Origin of the sequence: Acidaminococcus nyctereutis, from assembly GCF_052216985.1 — a bacterium.
Lineage (GTDB): Bacteria > Bacillota > Negativicutes > Acidaminococcales > Acidaminococcaceae > Acidaminococcus > Acidaminococcus fermentans_A.
Genome location: NZ_JBQOUY010000006.1, coordinates 39909 through 54461 on the forward strand (window position 1 = coordinate 39909; position 14553 = coordinate 54461).

Genomic DNA, 14553 nt, shown 5'->3' on the forward strand with positions numbered 1-14553 from the left:
GCTGTTTTATTTATTATACCAGCAGGGCCTGTTCGATTTCTACCTTTACTTTTTTCACATAAGCCAGCATCTCTTTATCCAGCGGATACCGGATGACGCAGCCAGGTGCCAGGATCAGATGCCGGCCGCCCGTCTGTTTGATGGATTCATAGATTTCGTTGCGGATCTCGTTCTTTCTGTGGTTCGTGATGTCCATCCGTTCGATCCCACACATCAGGGTCTTGCCAGTACAAACCTGGGCTTCTCCCATGGACGGAAGGCTCTGCCAAGCATGGTAATTGAAGATTTGGACCGGGTAATCCTTTAACAAGTCGAACATGATCTCATCCCCATGGGCGTGGAGCACATTGCACCATCCCGGGGAAGCCTCCAGGACCGCTTTGTCATAGGGAGCCCCATATTCTTCATAGAATCCCTCATCGCTCTTTGCATAGGAAGACAATTGGGTGGCAAAGAAAATCCCATCAGCCCCCATCTCGATGACTCTCTGGACCAATTTGCAGGTAGTCGCAGTGATGGCTTTCAGCGCCTGATGGACTTCTTTCCCGTACCCATTTTTTATGTATTCCTGTACTTTGTTGCCGCACAGTTTATTGGCCGTAGTGATCGGGCTGAACGCCGTGAAGACCACAGGGACTTCCTCCCCCTGCAGTTTTTCCAGCAGCAGGGCCAAATAAGTCTGTTCCCGTTTCAAGGCCCCTTCTTCAATGGAGACTTCCCGGATCTTCAGCCAGTCCTCCCCACTGTGTACAGGCGTGGTGACGATCTTGGCTACCCCGCCGGAAAGGACTTCGGAATAGTCGATCTCACAGCCATAATCCTCAATGCTGTACATGCCATTGTTCATGGTTTTGATGATATCTACATCGTATTCTTTGTAAAAACGATACGTTTCTTCTGCAATGGCTTCCGGATCCCGATCCACTCCCGGCACATGGCTCCACATCGAATAGGGGATATGATCTGTCTTTTCTCCCTTTAAAACGGCCTGGATCAATTCTTTCTTCGTCATCTAAACTCCCTCTTTCCAATTCCATTCGGCTTTCAGAATAAGAAATTATCTATGATTTAATGTTAATTAAATATTCTTTTTATTTCCAACGGTATTTTTTCTGATTCCTTACAGGTGAATGCCTGTTGCAGCAGATTGGAAACGAAAGAGTCCTCTCGCTGAAACAAAGGATACTTTTACAAATAAAAAGGACGGATAGAAATGATTCACTCTATCCGTCTATATAAAACATTGGCGGCTTATTCTGCCCCCATCCTTACAGGATGTCCATCTTTGTCACTTCTGCATACTTTTTCAGGAAATCTGCCCGAGGGCCGCACAGTTCTCTGACGCCGATAGCCTGCAGCTCTTCCTTGATCCGCCCGTATTCCTCCCGGGCGAAACGACCTGCCTTGGCGGAGCATTCTGCCATCACCTTGGATAGGATCCGTTCCTTCTCTGCGTCCTCTGCCCCGGCAGCCTGCTTTTCAGCAGCAGAAGCCATCGCTTCGATTTCCGCTTCGATTTCCTTTACCTTCTCCTGGACCCTGGGCGCAAAGCGGTCATAATCGATCCCGATGATCTTGGCCAGCTGGTCCATCTGCCACCACAGGGAGTCTTCTGAAAAAGTCCCTTCCGCAAAAGCCATTTCCGCAGGCAGGGGAACCCCCGGATAAGCCGGGAGATAGAGAGAACAACAAGGCTGGGAATAGGCTTCTCTCACCACGGTACCAATGCCATCCTGGTACCAAGCAATCATGGAAGAAGCGGTCTGGCTCATATCCCATTGGAGGGCATGACGGCAGACGGTGGGCAGATAGCCGGTGGAAGCGCCGTAACGAGGCTGCAGCACCGGGTCATCTTCGTAATGGTCCCGGAAGATTGCCTTCAGGCTGTCCAAATCATGGAGCTTCTTTTCCTGAGACAGCTGTCTGACCCGCCGCCACCGAGGGATAGCCAGGGTCTGTGCTGCAAAATCCTTCATATAAGCTTTGGAGAAATTGAAAGGTTCATCCGGCAGCAGCCACCCGTTTTCCCGTGCATGGGCCTCCAGGTCGGGAGACGCCAGTTCCAGATCCTTTTCCAGGGTATAGCAGTTCCCGATATTGAAGACCCCCGTCGGTACCCGTTTGGCGGCATACCGCCGGCCGGCCGTTTCCAGCACCCAGATTTCCTGGGGGTCCATGATGATGTAGGAGTTTTCATAATGGGACTGGTACAGGACACTGGCATTCCTCAGCTGGCCATATTCTTCCAGCAGAGCCACGATTACATCCAGGGCTTCCCGGGCAGTCGCTCCTCTCTCCAGTCCCAGCCGGAGCAGATCCATCCCCAGGATCCCTTCTGCCTTTTCGCAGTCCTTATCCCGGGAATTTTCTGCCTCGTTGCCGATCACCACGCCCTGGTCATTGACCCCCATTTCGAATCCATACATCCAATAGGGTTTCGATCCCAGGACCCCATAGGTATGGCTGACTTGCGGGATCTCCATCCCTGTGATCGCCAGCATTTCGCCGGCTGCGTGGTCAGCCGGAGGGAACCACTGCAGAGGCTGGGCTTCTCCTATGGGACGGTCACTGTTCTTTGCCATCATATGGCTGCGGCAGGCACTGCTGTCGGCAGCTACAGCCAGGGTATCGCAGGAAAGCAATTCATGCATCATTTATCCACCTTTCTTAAAACGGACCATAATTCATGGTCACTGCAATATAGAGGAACACCAATTGCAGCAGGAAAAATACGACTTGCAGAGGGATGATGAACTTGTACCAGATCTTCAGGGGCACTTTGGCCAGGCCGCAGTAAATCAGCAGGGTACCATTGGTGAACCAGAACGTGTTAGAAATCCCATCGCCGAACTGGAACGCCAGCACAGCCGTCTGCCGGGTGATATGGAGCATGTCCGCCAGCGGGATCATGATGGGCATCACGGCCATTGCCTGCCCGCTCCCAGAAGGGATCAGGGCATTGATGAACAGATTGACGATGAACATCCCCACCGCTGAACTGTACGTGGAGGCCGTTCCCATCAGGCTGGACAAACCATGGACAAGGGGATCCACCAGGCCCCCGTCCGCCATGACCACCTGGATGGAACGGGCCAGGCCAATGATCAGTGCACCGGGGAAAGCATCCTGTGCTCCCTTGACCATGGCATTGGTCATATCCGTTGCACTCATCCGGTTGATGATGCCAACGGCAGTGGCACCGATCAGGAAGATCGCCCCCATTTCATTGAAGGACCATTTGTAGGTCAAGAGGCCGAAGATAGTGAACGCAAAGCAGGCTGCCATGATCAGCAGAGAGAGGGTCTTGGTCCCGTCCATATGGACATCGTCCGGGATGGAGATCTGTAAGCCGCTCTGGTCGATATCTTTCATCAGAGATTGGGACGGATCTTTCTTGATTTTGGCTGCATAGCGCAGGACCCAGAACATGCTGAGGGCCGTGATGATTACCAGGACGGCCAGCCGCAATTCCCACCCGGAAAACATAGGTAGTTTGGCAATGACATCGGCCGTTCCCACAGTATACACATTGAACGGTCCCACGGCGAAAGAAACCAGGCAGGCATACCCTGAAATGGCCATCCCCACCAGGGAATCATAGCCCAGAGCCAGCGACAGGGAAATGATGATCGGTACAAAGGGGATGATTTGTTCCGACCAGCCCAGGATACCGCCGATGACACAGAAGACTCCCATGACCACAGCCAGGATCCACTGGCTGGAAATCTTGTGGGACAGCAGCAGCAGCGATTTGATGCCCGCTCCGATGGCTCCCGTCCGGTTGTACACCTCGACGACGCCCCCAATGATCATGACCACGAACATCATGGTGGCGGCGCCTTCCAGCCCTTTAGGAATGGAACGGTACATTTCCAGGAAGGAAACAGGCGTCCTCGGGACCGGATGATAGCTGTCCGCGATGACCACGCTCAGGCCATTGATCTTCTCCCGGTCATAGGCCCCCGGTGCCACAAAATAAGAGACAATGGTGCACAGAAGGACAATCACCAGCAAAACCAGATAGGGATTGAAATTGACCCCATCTTTCTTTTTCCCCATAACAAAAACCTCCCCAATAGAATAAGATAATTTTTATTATACCACTCTTTATAATTTTTCGATATGATTCATAATTTTCTTAATTATTGTAAAGATTCGATAGGCCTATAATAAAAAAGAACCATTGTGTCCATCTATCAAAAAAATCTCTCAGGCTCCGATGCTGAAACCTGGGGGAATCTCAAAAACCGGCAGTCAGGGAAGCTGCTCTTTTCACCGGAGGATCGCATCCACCACGTGAAAACTGCAGGGATCGTCCTGTCCCACCTTCTGTGCCACCGCTTTGGCCAATCCGATCAGCTTCTTCTCTTCTTTGGATAGTTTCCGATCCTTCAGCCAGGCGATGATGACCTGGCGGTTGACCAGTTCCCTTTCTGTCGTGAAAAAGCACATATCGTCTGCGATTCCCAGCTGCAGAGGAGTGTGGCAGGGGGTAATGCAGAGCTGATCGGTTATGGAACAGATCCGGACCAGGGTCTGGTGGCGGTCGTATTCCTGGTACACAGCTGGATGGATCTTAGCCACCGCGAAGATCTGTTCTGCGATCCGCCGGGTGCCCCGGCCTTCTTTCACCAAATTGAATTCGGTCCCCTTCAGCATCTGGGGCGAAATATAATAGGGGGAATACAGGGAATTTTGTGACAGATCGAATTTACGGGCAAACGAAGAGTGCTTGGAGGCTCCGATTACCACGTAATCATCCGCCAGTTTCTCCCATGCCAGGGACTCCGTGTTCACCGGAAGGGTATAGAGAGCCAGGTCGATGGTGCCATCCAGCAAATAATTTTCCAGCATCTCACTGTAGCCTTCCACCGTTTTCAGCCGATGATCCGGACAGGCGCTGTGGAACAGAGGGAGCAGGAGCGGCAGTACATTGGCCCCTCTTTCCCCGGGAATCCCCAGCGTAACGGTCTCTTTCTTTGCCTCCGACATGGCCTCCATATTCTTCAGCAGGATGTCTTCCAACGCCAGGATCTTCTCTCCATCTGCCAGGAACACTTTTCCTGCTTCGGTAAGGATCATGCGCCGTTTCTCTCTGGTGAACAGTTTGATTTTCAGTCTGGCCTCCATTTTGTTGAGCGCCTTCAGCAAAGCCGGCTGAGAGATGAACAGGGCTGCCGCGGCCCGGCTGACATTGCCTTCCTGGGCGATCATCTTCATGTAGCGGATGTAATCTGTATTCATGGTACCCCCTCCCTTCCTCTTATTATAACCATCGGTTATGATTTTTCTAACTAGAATATAGTATCTTTCTCCAAAGGATATTCCTATAATAAAACTGACAATAGTGATAAATGTCGCGCAATGATTCTTTTGTATTGTAAGCTAGATGAAAAATCATGAGGGAGGATTTCGGCATGTTCAAGACCATTTACATGGATGCGGCCACCCCTTTTGAACGGGGAGTCCAGTACGGCCAGCAGGCGAAACCGGAAATCGAAACGGCCATCTGCTATTATCAGGAAAAATTTGCCAAAAAGTTCACCTGGGACCAGGTCCTGACCTTCGCAGAAAAGTTTAATCAGGCCACTGAAGCCTTCTCGCCGGAAATCATGGAAGAACTGAAAGGGATCGCTGCCGGCGCCGGAAAGGATGTAAGGGAGATCATGGCGGTCAATGCCCGTTACGAGATTTCCCAGTTCGACTGGCAGCATGAATGTACCACCGGCGTATTCATGGACCCGGAAAGAAAGAAAAAATTCATATTCAAGAACTGCGATCTGGGAAGAGGTGTCAGCCGTCATCTGGTGATCCTGCACATCGTCCGTCCTGACGGATTCCGGGCCCTGGGGGTGGCCGAAGCAGGCCAATTGATCCGAGATGGGTATAATTCCAAAGGAGTCGCCCTGGTGAATTCAGCGCTCCGCTCCCATATGGATCATGCAGGTGTTGCCGTACCGGGTACGGTCATCCGGAAAAGAGTCTGGGAAGCATCCTCCTTTGAAGAAGCCTGCGCCATCCAGAGGAATCGGTTCCGGACCGTATCCACCAACATGCTGCTGGCCAGCCGGGAAGGGAAAGCGCTGGACTTTGAATGTTATCCGGGAGGCGAAGACGAAGTCCTCCCCACCCAGGGCATGATCGGGACTGGGAACCGCTTCACCGTGGATCCGACCCGCAATCGAGCCTTCGACCCGGCCATCGACCGGGGAAAGCAGCTGAAAAAGCTCTTGGCAGAGAAACGGGATGAGCTGGATACCGACGCCATCATGGAAATCCTGAAGAATCATGAGGGATATCCGGAATCCATCTGCCGTCATGCAGACGATGTGGGCCATTCAACGGTCTATTCCATCATCATCGATCTTTCTACCGATCAAATCTATATCTGTTTCGGAAATCCCTGCTGCAATCCCTATCAGGAATATCAGTTATGAAACTGTAGAATTTGCAGCCGCCGACATGGAGTTCTACGTCAAACAAGGAGGATCATATGGAAGCAATAAAAAAAATCCGTATCCCGCACTCTCTCCTGATCATCATCGGAGCCATGGTGCTAGCCTGTATCTTAACCTACCTGATTCCTGCCGGCAGTTATACCCGGATCAAAGTTGCAGGGAAGACCGTGGTCGATCCCAGCACTTTCCATTATGTTGCCCAGCACCCGGTCAACCCACTGACCATCTTTAACTTCATCTATCCGGGCATGGTCAAAGCCAGCAAGATCATCTTTGCCCTCATGTGTGCCGGAGGTGGTCTGGGGATTGTCCTGGATTCCCAGGTCCTACAGGGAGCCGCCGGTTCCATCAGCCAAAAAGTCAGAGGAAAAGAATGGGTGGTGGTTGCCGGGATTATGGTCATGTTCGCCATCATCTGTGTCCCTGCCGGGTTCAACTCCTGGATTCCTTTCTCTGCCGTCGGCCTGGTGATTGCAAAGGCCCTGGGCTTTGACGCCATCGTAGGTGTTTCCATGATCATGCTGGGAGGCGCCGTAGGCTTTTCTTGCGGAGCCATGAACCTGTCCAATACTGGTACGGCCCAGACCATTGCGGAACTTCCGATTTTTTCCGGGTTGGGGTACCGTCTTTTCTGTATGATCCCGTTCCTGATCGTCACCATCTTGTACGTGGTCCATTATGCCCTTTCCATCAAGAAAGATCCCTCCAAAAGCTATGTTTATGGCATCGACCTTGGCCTGGATGATCTGAACCTGGATCATATCCCCACCTTTCAAAAGAAAAATATCCCTGGGCTGATCACCATCTCACTTTGCATCCTGACTATGATTTATCTGGGAGTGAAAGGGAAGCTGGATCTCCAGACCTGCGGCACCATGTTCATCTATATGGGGATCTTCACCGGTATCGCCTGCCGCATGGATTCCAACCATATGTGCAAGACCTTTATCAAAGGCACCAAAGGGATGGCGGGGACGGCTATGATGATCGGCTTTGCTTATGGGATCACCCTGATCATCAACAAGGGGATGATCATCGATACTATCGTCTTCAACCTGGCTCAGATCCTGAACTATGTGCCGAAGGCTTTCCAGGCCCCAGTCATGTTCTACATCCATGTCATCATCAATTTCTTCATCACCAGCGGTTCAGGCCAGGCGGCCACCACCATGCCCATCATGATCCCCGTCGCCGATCTGGTTGGAATCAGCCGGCAGACAGCCGTCCTTGCCTTTAACTTCGGGGATGGATTCTGCAACTTCATCCTTCCCCATGCAGCAGCCACCATGGGATTCGTAGGTTCCGCCAATATCCCCTTTGACCGTTGGTTCCGTTTCGCCATCCGGCTTTTCGGGATCTGGGTCATCGTAGGTACGCTGCTCCTGATGCTTGCCGCTCAGATCGGCTATTGAATCCTGGCACTTTTCTCTGTCTATAAAGGAGGAAATATGAAAATCTTTGAGAGAAAAAAAGATGGTTCTGTAAAGATTCCCCACACGTTCGTCCTCCTGTTCCTGATCTTGATCTGTTCCGTAATCCTGACTTGGCTGATACCTTCCGGTGCGTATACAAGGATTACGGGAGCCAATGGAGTCAAAGTCGTCCAGCCTGATCAATTCTCCTACATCGCCAAGACATATGTCCACTTATGGCAGATTCCCACGCTGGTCGTAAAGGGTTTTTCATCCCAGAATGTGCTGATTTTCAGTACATTGATTGCTGGTGGAGGTTTCCATGTGCTGCTGATGACAGGCTCTATCCACTCTCTCATTTGGATTGTGGTCAAAAAGTTCGGCAATCAGGAAGCCATCTTCATCCCTCTTTTGATGCTGATCTGTGCTCTGATTTCTACAACTCAGTCTGTTACCATTTTTATGGCGTTCACACCCATCCTAGTCATGATGGCGAAAGCCATGGGCTTTGATTCTCTGACAGGAGCTGCCATTCCCATCCTGGGAGGCGCCATCGGTTTTTCCACTGGGACTTTGAATCCCTCTTCTACGATTGTGGCTCAGACCATAGCCGGTCTTCCTCCCTATTCAGGTATCGGCTACCGGTTCATCTCCCTGTTTGTCTTCTGGTTTTTCACGGCTCTCTTTGTCGTCCACTATGCAAAAAGGATCAAAGACCATCCGGAACAAAGTCCTATGTATGATTTGGATCAGACTGCCCAGGATAAAGCAGTCCTGGAAGGAAATTCTCAGGAGCCGCTGAACTCCAAGAAAAATTCTTTGTCTCCTGACGCTTGTGATTTCTCTTAGCATCCTGGTGTACGGCTGTATTTATTGGAAGTGGGAGACTCAGCATCTCTCCATCGTATTTATCTGGATGATCATCATCGTCGGATTTATCGCAGGATTCTCCCCCAGCACAACCGCCCGTTATTTCGTGGATGGCTGCAAGGAATTCCTGGCAACGGCCATGATTATCGGAATTGCCAAAGGTATCACTTTCGTCTTTTCCAACGCCCATGTCATGGATACCATCATCCATTCCCTGTCCCTCGTCATGTCCCGGATTCCCTTGGGGGCCAGAGGCGCAGCCATGTACTGGGCTAATCTGCTGATCAACATTCCCATCACTTCTGCCAGCGGTCAGGCAGGAGCTGTCATGCCGATTTTCGCCCCTCTGGCAGATATGGTCGGGATTACAAGACAGACAGCCGTCCTTGCTTACCATTTCGGCGACGGCTTCTGCAATTACATTTTACCTTGGTCCAGTGCACTGATGGGAAATCTGGGGGTGGCAAATATTCCCTATGACCGTTGGATGCGTTTCATGTGGAAAATTTTCTTTCTCTGGATTCTTGTAGGCAGTGTCCTCGTCTTTATTGCCCAAATGATCCACTATGGGCCTTTTTAAACCTGTAACAAAAAGAAGGGTGCATAAAAATGGCAAATTCACTTACAGAAATACAGGATTATATGGATCGGAACCGTTCTCTTCTCCTAGAAGACTGGTTTTCGCTGATCCGCCATAAAAGCATCAGTGCCACTGGAGAAGGAATCCCCGAATGCTGCGCCTGGTTGAAAGATCGGATGGAAGCTTTGGGAATCCAGGTTATAAAGGAACCTGTCGAACCCTATCCGCTGCTGATCGGAAGGCTGGGACAAGATCCCTGCAAAAAAACGGTCCTGATCTATGCCCATTATGATGTAAAACCGGCAGGTGATCTGGCTAACTGGCATTCGGATCCCTTTGAACCGACGGTCCGGGACGGCAAGGTCTTCGCCAGAGGCAGTGCGGACAATAAATCCCCCCTGATGGCCCACTTGGAAGCCGTACGGTATTATCAGGAAACCGGAAGGTCCCTGCCAGTCAATCTCCTCTTCGTCTTTGAAGGCTGCGAGGAAGAAGGCAGCACTGGACTTCCGGAATTTCTCCAGGAACACAAAAATGATCTGAAGGCGGATCTGGTATTCTTCAGTGATGGGCCAAAAGATCCCAGCAACCGTCCCATCATCGCTCTGGGAGCCAAAGGGGACATCAACATCCGCCTCTCTGTAAAAACCATGAACCGCCATGTCCATGCCCGTTATGCCCCGGTTCTTCCCTCTGCAGCTTGGAAGCTGGTAGAAATCCTCCATGGGATGAAGCAGGGGGACAAGGTCCTGATTCCCGGTTTCTATGACGGCATCCTCCCCCTGTCCGATGCGGAAAAGCATCTTTTGGAAAAATTGCCCGCCTCTGAAGAAGCTTTGGATGAGATGTATGATGCAAAGCCTCAGCATCTGGGCAAAGACTTCTATCCCCGTCTCCTGGGGCAGCCTACCTTCAACATCTGCTGGATCAGGAGCGGTGCCAATGGAGTCGTCCCTGCCGAGGCAGAAGCCCTGTTGGATATCCGCCTGGTCCCCGGGCAAAAACCTCTGGAGATATTCCAAAAAGTCAAGGACTATATCGCTGCACTGGATGACCCTACCGTAACGGTCACCTTGGAAGAGGGATATCTGGAGCCTTCCAAGACCCCTGTGGATACCCCGTTCCTGCCGGCCATCGAAGAAGTCACCCGAGAAATCTATGGATCCTATGTGATCTATCCCTGCCGGCCCTCCTCCGCCCCGGATTACCTGTGGACCAATATCCTGGGCCTGCCAGCCATACAGGTCCGCTGGAGCGACGCGGATTCGGACAATCATGCCCCCAATGAGCATCTTTCCATAGATGAATATTTCAAGGGGATTGCCCTGACCATCAAAGTGCTGGATGCCCTGGGATCAGACCGGCCCTGACGGGCCTATCAGAAGTCAGATGTCAGATTGTCTGCGATAAGAGCAGCACCGACCTGCTGCTTGACCGAACAAAAGCTGACGTCTGACGTCTCAAGGCCATTCGGGCCGTGTCTGACTTCTTATCATCCCCTGCTATGTGGATGGATAAGCGTCAGAAGGTTATTTTGTAGAAAACCTGGACCAGAAAGTCCATTTTGTGAAAAGTTAGGACAACACAAAAACCAGGTCTGTAGAACCTGCCGATTTATTTTGTCGGCTTTGTTCCACAGCCCTGGTTTGTATTTAATCATAAGAATCCGGATCCTAACTGAGGAGCCGGTTACAAGGCTCCTATGATCCAAACGGAGTCCCTGATCATTTTACTAGATTCATTTCTTCCAAAAAGCCGGGACCCCAAATAATTGAACAGGATCTTCATCGGGTTTGAGGCCCATCAGCTGTTTCAGCTGAGAAGAGATCCCGTCCCATTTTTCTTTGGCCATGGCTTTTCCAATGGGAGTACGGGCTTCTCCATACAGCCGGTCAAATACGTAATAGACTACATGAGCCTGGGATTTGGCAGATTGATCAGCCCCCCAGCGGTTAGTCGCCAGGTTCCGCCATTTGCTTCCCTCTGGGACAACAGAAGCCGGAACAAACTGGGATACCAAATCTGCATCATGGATATAGTCAGCCAAGCGGTTTTCAGGTTCCGGATAGACATATTTCCAGGCCTCTGGTACATCGGGGAACATCTTATCCACCTGATCCCTAAAATACCAATACCCCGTTGAATGTTCAACGATACATGCCTGAAGCAGGGCAATGTCTTTTGGTTTGAAGCCTTCTTTCTGCAAAAGTTCCCCGGCCAGGACAGCTCCTGTCAGATGATGGATCAAGCCCCGATTATTTCCCAATTTGGGATTTTGGAAGATTTCCGGTTTTTCCATGAATTCACGGGATTTTTTCAGATATCCTCTTTTCCGAAGATCTGCTGTCGTCTTTACCGTACTTTCCAGCAATATGGGATTGCTCAGCACATACTCCTTATCCTGTTTGGCGATATTATGCAGCAGGTCCCCGGCAATGGCCAGCCGGGTTTCTTTTTTAGAAAGCTTATCGTGCTTGGCCATCTGGTACACCAGAGCCGTACAGATCCGATTGTGAAGGATATCATTCTGGGGTTTCGCCATTTGTTTCTCTGTAGTCAGGACCATGTCATCCATGGTCTTCTGCAGCTCAGGATATTCCTGCAGGTACTGCTTTTCCAATTGGGCATAAGGAGCCGGAAGCGGATATTTATCCTGTACAGCCGCCTGGCAAGTTGAAGAAATCATGAAAAGACAAATCCCCATCAGAAAAAATCGCAAAATACGTTTCATAAAAATCCTCCTTCATCCTTGAGAAATCCAGTCATGACAGTCTCTGCAAAAACTACACGATTCCTTATAACGTGTTATCCAGCTCCTTTCTTCCAGGCTATGATCATCGACAGCTTTATTTTACTACTTTTCTTTTGAAAAATATGAATTTTCTTAAAAACAATCTGCCAACATTGTCTGCCATAAGCCGTAGAAACCTGCTGCTTGGCCGAACAAAAGCTGACGTCTGACGTCTCAAGGCCATTTGGGCCGTGTCTGACTTCTTATCATCCCCTGCTATGTGGATGGATAAGCATCAGAAGGTTATTTTGTAGAAAACCTGGATAGTGCAACATAAAAAGCCGGCAGGCGAGGATACCATCCCCACCTGCCAGATTTTTCAATCCATATTCACATAACGACTCCTGCAATGATATAGGCTATCGTCGCAATCTTACTCCTCTTCCCCATCCTTTGCCTTGATCAGGAAGATCCCGGTATAGCCGTAGATCAGGGCGAAGATCATGCTGCCGTAGCACAGCACGGCGTAGGGCATGTACTGGACGGTGGGGACGCCCAGGGTGGCAGCCATATAGGTCCCGGCCACGGACCAAGGGACGATGGGGACGGCGCAGGTCCCGGCATCTTCCAGGGTACGGGAAAGGGTTTCTGGGGCCAGCTTGAATTTCTTATACAGGTCCTGGAACATTTCCCCAGGGATCAGGATGGCCAGGTAGGAGCTCCCGGTCACGATGCTCATGAACAGGGTGGAACCTACGGTGGCGGCGATCAGGTTGCCCACAGAATTGATGGAGGACTTCACCCGTTCCAGGATCACTTCGATGCAGCCGGCCTTACTGAAGACGCCAGCAAAGGCGAAGGCGCAGAACACCAACAGTACGGTCCCCATCATGCCCATGAGACCGCCCCGGTTCAGCAGGGTGTTGATGACTTTCAAGGTCTTGACCCCTCCGGCCACAGCGGGCAGCATGGACACGTTGAAGCCTTTCACGAAGGCGTTCAGGGCCACTTTCAGGGTGAAGCCCTGGAAGATCATGCCCATGGCCAGAGCGATGACGGAAGACAGGAGCAGCATGGGGATGGTGGGCTTTTTGGTATAGGCTCCCCAGAACACCAGTACCGGCGGCAGCAGCAGCATGGGGTTGAAATGGTACAGGGCTTCCAGGTTGGACAGCATGGCGGTCACCTGTTCCGGATTGGCCAGGGCGCTCACATTGGTGTTGAAGCCCAGGATGGTGTACACCACGATGCAGGCAATGGAAGCAGCCCCGGTGGTGTAGATCATGCTGCGGATATGTCTGTACAGGGTGGTCCCTGCTGCAATGGGGGCCAGGATGGTGGTGTCGGACAGGGGAGACAGTTTATCCCCGAATACCGCACCGGACAGGACGGCCCCGGCGGTGATATCCAGCGGCAGGCCCAGGGCGATGGCGATCCCCATGATGGCCACCCCAGCGGTCCCGGCGGACCCGAAGGAAGTCCCGGTAAAGGTGGAAATCACGGCACAGACGAAAAAGGCAGTGACATATAAATAATGAGGATTGATGATCTGGATGCCGTAGTAGATCAGCAGAGGGATCGTGCCGGAGACCATCCAGCTGGCAATCATGCCGCCTACGCAGACCATGACGAACAGGGACCCCATGCTGCTATGGATCTTATCGGTGATGCCGCCGATCATATCTTCCCAGCCGTACCCCACCCGCTTGGCGATCAAGGCCGCTACGAAGGCAGCTACGATCAGTAGGGCCTGGATGGGCAGCCCGAATTTCCCATAACCTACGCCCAGGAGGACGAGCATCCCCAATAAGGGCGTCAGCGCTTCCCCGAAGGTGGGTTTGCGGATCAGTTTCTCTTTTTTTTCTGCCATCTTATTTTTCCTTCTTTCTGGTAATGGTCATGGCGCAGCCCTTCCCTTCCCCGTCAGCGATGGTGGTGGGGAAATCGATGTCTACATGGGGGAAAGCCGCGCAGATGGCGTAATCGCAGTGGCCCAGCATATCCCGGCAGAACATCTTGATGTCTTCCGGGGAGAGGCCCAGTTCTTGGAGGGCTTCCACATGCGGGCAGTGATGGAAGATCTTCACCGCTTTGTCATCATCCAGTTCAGTGATTTCCTGCTGGAATACCTGCAGGCCGCCCCGGGAAGTCTGCCCCAGCAGGGCTTCCTTAGGCCCAACATTTTCCGCCCCGTATTTTTTGGCGATCTGCTGCCCCTGGTAATACCCGAAATCCCAGCTTCCTTCCCGGATGACCCGGTTGGCATCCACTTCGGGATACAGTTCTTTCAGCTTCCGCCAGATGAAATAAATCTGCCGGGCCCGGTCCTTGTAAGCCCCCAGGACCGCTTCCCGGAATTCTTCTGGAGTGGCAGGTTCATTGATCCGGCTTTTTTCCATAAAATCCGCGATTTCTTTTTGACTCATACAAATCTCCCCCTTGTTGTGAATACAGACTATTATACAGGAATTTCACATTTTTGTGTATAATATTTTCAAATTG

Annotated in this window: 12 protein-coding genes; 5 read left to right on the forward strand and 7 right to left on the reverse strand. The window is 51.4% G+C overall.

All coding sequences use genetic code 11. The features are described 5' to 3' along the window. Positions 1–13: 13 nt before the first annotated feature. From ACTUHY_RS04735 to ACTUHY_RS04750, 4 genes are all read right to left on the reverse strand, one after another. Entirely contained in the window at positions 14–1012 is a 999-nt protein-coding gene (locus tag ACTUHY_RS04735) for a uroporphyrinogen decarboxylase family protein (RefSeq protein ID WP_442826776.1), read from the reverse strand. Between the two features lie 256 nt (positions 1013–1268). After that, positions 1269–2654, reverse strand: a complete 1386-nt coding sequence (locus tag ACTUHY_RS04740; RefSeq protein WP_442826777.1) for a C69 family dipeptidase — start codon at positions 2652–2654, stop codon at positions 1269–1271. A 13-nt stretch (positions 2655–2667) separates the two neighbouring features. After that, positions 2668–4059 (reverse strand): YfcC family protein, encoded by a 1392-nt coding sequence (locus ACTUHY_RS04745; protein WP_442826778.1) that lies wholly within the window; start codon positions 4057–4059, stop codon positions 2668–2670. 213 nt (positions 4060–4272) lie between these two features. Next, positions 4273–5244 carry a LysR family transcriptional regulator gene (locus ACTUHY_RS04750; protein ID WP_442826779.1) on the reverse strand — a complete coding sequence of 324 codons (972 nt, stop codon included), beginning with the start codon at positions 5242–5244 and terminating at the stop codon, positions 4273–4275. 173 nt (positions 5245–5417) lie between these two features. Here ACTUHY_RS04750 and ACTUHY_RS04755 point away from each other — a divergent pair, with 173 nt between their 5' ends. From ACTUHY_RS04755 to ACTUHY_RS04775, 5 genes are read left to right on the forward strand one after another with little or no spacing between them, the layout of a single operon-like run. Beyond that, positions 5418–6437, forward strand: a complete 1020-nt coding sequence (locus tag ACTUHY_RS04755) for a C45 family autoproteolytic acyltransferase/hydrolase (protein ID WP_442826780.1) — start codon at positions 5418–5420, stop codon at positions 6435–6437. A 56-nt stretch (positions 6438–6493) separates the two neighbouring features. Then, complete coding sequence (locus tag ACTUHY_RS04760) at positions 6494–7870, forward strand: YfcC family protein (protein WP_442826781.1); 1377 nt, start codon at positions 6494–6496, stop codon at positions 7868–7870. A 36-nt stretch (positions 7871–7906) separates the two neighbouring features. Next, entirely contained in the window at positions 7907–8719 is an 813-nt protein-coding gene (locus ACTUHY_RS04765) for a hypothetical protein (protein ID WP_442826782.1), read from the forward strand. A gap of 7 nt (positions 8720–8726) precedes the next feature. Continuing rightward, on the forward strand, positions 8727–9320 hold the full coding sequence (locus ACTUHY_RS04770; protein ID WP_442826822.1) for a Na+/H+ antiporter NhaC family protein: 594 nt from the start codon (positions 8727–8729) through the stop codon (positions 9318–9320). A gap of 29 nt (positions 9321–9349) precedes the next feature. Beyond that, complete coding sequence (locus ACTUHY_RS04775) at positions 9350–10690, forward strand: M20/M25/M40 family metallo-hydrolase (RefSeq protein WP_442826783.1); 1341 nt, start codon at positions 9350–9352, stop codon at positions 10688–10690. A gap of 368 nt (positions 10691–11058) precedes the next feature. Here the strand turns inward: ACTUHY_RS04775 and ACTUHY_RS04780 are convergent, their stop codons facing one another. The 3 genes from ACTUHY_RS04780 to ACTUHY_RS04790 form a co-directional block, all read right to left on the reverse strand. Further along, a complete protein-coding gene (locus tag ACTUHY_RS04780) occupies positions 11059–12006 on the reverse strand; it encodes a hypothetical protein (RefSeq protein ID WP_442826784.1) in 948 nt (315 codons plus the stop codon). 478 nt (positions 12007–12484) lie between these two features. Beyond that, positions 12485–13921 (reverse strand): Na+/H+ antiporter NhaC, encoded by a 1437-nt coding sequence (gene nhaC, locus ACTUHY_RS04785; protein WP_442826785.1) that lies wholly within the window; start codon positions 13919–13921, stop codon positions 12485–12487. A gap of 1 nt (position 13922) precedes the next feature. Further along, complete coding sequence (locus ACTUHY_RS04790; protein WP_442826786.1) at positions 13923–14477, reverse strand: L-2-amino-thiazoline-4-carboxylic acid hydrolase; 555 nt, start codon at positions 14475–14477, stop codon at positions 13923–13925. Between the last annotated feature and the right edge of the window lie 76 nt (positions 14478–14553).

Excerpts from the sequence above, each read along its gene's own strand:
- nhaC (WP_442826785.1), bottom strand. The coding sequence starts at position 13,921 with ATGGCAGAAAAAAAAGAGAAACTGATCCGCAAACCCACCTTCGGGGAA.
- ACTUHY_RS04790 (WP_442826786.1), bottom strand. The coding sequence starts at position 14,477 with ATGAGTCAAAAAGAAATCGCGGATTTTATGGAAAAAAGCCGGATCAAT.
- ACTUHY_RS04750 (WP_442826779.1), bottom strand. The coding sequence starts at position 5,244 with ATGAATACAGATTACATCCGCTACATGAAGATGATCGCCCAGGAAGGC.
- ACTUHY_RS04745 (WP_442826778.1), bottom strand. The coding sequence starts at position 4,059 with ATGGGGAAAAAGAAAGATGGGGTCAATTTCAATCCCTATCTGGTTTTG.
- ACTUHY_RS04740 (WP_442826777.1), bottom strand. The coding sequence starts at position 2,654 with ATGATGCATGAATTGCTTTCCTGCGATACCCTGGCTGTAGCTGCCGAC.
- ACTUHY_RS04775 (WP_442826783.1), top strand. The coding sequence starts at position 9,350 with ATGGCAAATTCACTTACAGAAATACAGGATTATATGGATCGGAACCGT.
- ACTUHY_RS04765 (WP_442826782.1), top strand. The coding sequence starts at position 7,907 with ATGAAAATCTTTGAGAGAAAAAAAGATGGTTCTGTAAAGATTCCCCAC.
- ACTUHY_RS04780 (WP_442826784.1), bottom strand. The coding sequence starts at position 12,006 with ATGATTTCTTCAACTTGCCAGGCGGCTGTACAGGATAAATATCCGCTT.
- ACTUHY_RS04735 (WP_442826776.1), bottom strand. The coding sequence starts at position 1,012 with ATGACGAAGAAAGAATTGATCCAGGCCGTTTTAAAGGGAGAAAAGACA.
- ACTUHY_RS04755 (WP_442826780.1), top strand. The coding sequence starts at position 5,418 with ATGTTCAAGACCATTTACATGGATGCGGCCACCCCTTTTGAACGGGGA.
- ACTUHY_RS04760 (WP_442826781.1), top strand. The coding sequence starts at position 6,494 with ATGGAAGCAATAAAAAAAATCCGTATCCCGCACTCTCTCCTGATCATC.